This is a genomic window from Vibrio sp. 10N.222.46.A1 (assembly GCF_041473595.1).
Classification (GTDB): Bacteria; Pseudomonadota; Gammaproteobacteria; order Enterobacterales; family Vibrionaceae; genus Vibrio; species Vibrio tasmaniensis_A.
Window position 1 is genome coordinate 1 of sequence record NZ_JBFRSN010000642.1, and the last position, 2,743, is coordinate 2,743.

2 protein-coding genes are annotated in these 2,743 nt (G+C 43.3%); one reads left to right on the forward strand and one right to left on the reverse strand.

The window, feature by feature from the left end; genetic code table 11:
* The coding region (locus AB4496_RS17550) for an FUSC family protein (RefSeq protein ID WP_372131493.1) at positions 1–1,176 on the forward strand (1,176 nt) is incomplete at its 5' end.
* A gap of 88 nt (positions 1,177–1,264) precedes the next feature.
* On the opposite strand, the gene AB4496_RS17555 is transcribed toward AB4496_RS17550, so the two are convergent.
* Positions 1,265–2,551 (reverse strand): DEAD/DEAH box helicase, encoded by a 1,287-nt coding sequence (locus AB4496_RS17555; protein ID WP_009845312.1) that lies wholly within the window; start codon positions 2,549–2,551, stop codon positions 1,265–1,267.
* Between the last annotated feature and the right edge of the window lie 192 nt (positions 2,552–2,743).

A 2,743-nucleotide genomic window follows, 5' to 3' on the forward strand; every position in this document is an offset into this window, starting at 1 on the left:
ACCTTGTTAGGGACTGGTTATGCCTTTTTCTTGATTGCGATGTTTTCTCAGGACCGCTTTCTATTTCTGATGTTTTTCACCTTATTTCTCGGTACATGCATCTTCATGTCGAGTGATGAAAAATACGGTTATGTCTTTTCAATAGGCTTTGCGGTTTGCTCCATCATCTCTTGTATGGGTGGATTCGATAACCAAATTACATTCTATTTTGCAGTGCTTCGAATACAAGAAACTCTATTAGGTGTTATCACCTTCTCGATTGTTTATCGTCTGATCTGGCCTGTAAACACTGAGCAGAACTTTGTACAACGATTTGAAACAAGCAGAGAAACGCTGATAACAGCAATGAGCGATACCAACAACCTTTATATAGAAGCCTTAGAGTCCAATACCGCTAATATTGAAAAGCTCTATCAACTGTTGGATTTGCCGCTCGCTGGGAGTTATCACCTAAAAGAAAATATTCACGCATGGCGTTTACGAATCAACGAAATGGCGCATATTCAAGAGCGTCTGCTTGAACTCGCCTCGGATGAACTTACTCAACCTATTGATTGGCCAATTCTCACAGAAAAACTGGAAAAACTAGAGTTAATGGCGCCACACTTGTCATTGATTAATGATGTGCCGTTTGTGAAGAGTGAGAAGAAAAACGTTCCTTGGCACCATGAGCACCGTACCTTTGTTCAACACCTGGATGAAGATGGGAGAAAAGTCTTACAAGGAGTCTCGATGTTCGTAACGTCGCTACTGGTTTGGATATATCTACCTGTGCCGGGTGGTTTTATTTTTCCGATGATTGCAGGCGTATTTTCTTCCATGTTGCCGACGATGCCACCAAGTGTAATCAAAGATGCATTTTTCGGGTTGATAGGCACAGGTACCATTATTTTACTTCAATACATCTTTATCATGCCGATGATGACTGAGTTGTGGCAATTGGCATTGTTCTATTTCATTAATAGCATGGTGATATGGAAAGTGTTCGCAACGCCTAAACTTATGGTGCACCGAATACTTGGCATTAACCTGCTGGTCGTACTGACGTCTGGCGCGCTTAATCTAACACCGGTTTATCAGATTCAAACACCATTACTGATGTTAACCACACTGCTCATCATTTTGATGATCGGCAAATTATTTACTGACCTCTTTAGAGTCAAGAGTGTCGTTTAATCTCGTTACGCGGATTCGCTAAACTGGGCTAAAAACAAAAAAGGCGCAATTAAGCGCCTTTAGAAATTCTATTTTTACTGACTCAATATCAGTTATTTCTCAACCAAACATCTTGGTTTTTAGGTGCTTTCTTCTTTTTCTTCTTGCCTGTGCCAGCCGGTGGCGCAACGGGTTTTAGTGCAGCAACAAGTTCAGCCGTAGCTTCTGCATCCACTTCAAAACCTTCAATTTGCTCACGCTCAAGACGGATTTTGTTCTTCTTCTCAATGATTGTGAAGTGATGGTAATCTTCGTGGTCGATCAAAGATAGCGCTAGACCAACCTCACCCGCACGACCACTTCGGCCAATACGGTGCATGTAGTCTGATGGGCTACGTGGTAAATCAAAGTTGATTACTACAGGAAGCTTTTCAATATCCAGACCACGAGCTGCGATGTCTGTCGCGATCAGAACGTCAATCTCGCCAGATTTAAAATCTTCTAGGATACGAGTACGTGAACCCTGACCTTTATCACCGTGGAATACTTCCGCAATGATACCGCGCTTGTATAACTTATCAGCCAAATGCTCACAGCTGTTCTTCGCATTCACGAAAATCAGGGCTTGGCGCCATTCGTGTTGTTGAATCAGGTGCGCTAACAAAGCTGTCTTACGGCCTTTTTCGACTTCGAATACTCGCTGAACTAGCGTGCTTGCATTAGCACTTTGAAGTTGGACTTCAATTGGGTCGTTCAGTAATTCGTGAGTCAACGTTTTAACTTGCTCAGGGAAAGTCGCAGAGAACAACAGAGTTTGCTTCTTGCTTGGCAGCAGCTTCAAGATCGCGTCAAGCTCTTCGGTAAAACCAAGGCTCAACATTCGGTCAGCTTCATCAAGCACTAACGTTTTTACTTTATCGAGTTTGATAGCGTTGCTTGAGATCAGATCAAGCAAACGACCCGGTGTTGCCACCAAGATGTCTGTGCCGCCACGTAGTGCTTGCATCTGAGTGTTCACCGATACACCACCGAATACACAAACAGTTTTAATTGCACCGTTGAAATGTACTGCGTAAGACTTAACGCTATCGGCAACTTGCTTAGCAAGCTCACGTGTAGGAACCAAGATAAGGCCAGAAACATAGTTACCTTTGCCCGAACGACGGTCTAAAGGTGCATCTTCATGGATCTTCTGTAACAGTGGAAGTGCAAATGCTGCGGTTTTACCTGAACCTGTATTTGCGCCTGCAATTAGGTCGCGTTCTGCTAACACACTCGGAATAACTTGCGCTTGGATAGGCGTTGGCTGTTGGTATTCAAGCTCGGTAAGACGAGCCATCAAAGGAGAGATTAAGCCAAGATCAGAGAAGTTGGTTGGTGTTGTGGTGTTAGTCATTAATTGCAGGAACTCAAAGCTAAAATAATAGCGCGCTATATTAACGTATTTCAGCAGTATTACGTAACTAAATCGCCCCTTTCTCTCGTGTTTTAGCAATGAGCCCCCACTACAACACATCCAGTATCAAGTTATCGCAAGTTTAATTCAGCCACCCTGCTACCGTTTGTTCCGGTGTATACGAGTTAGGTT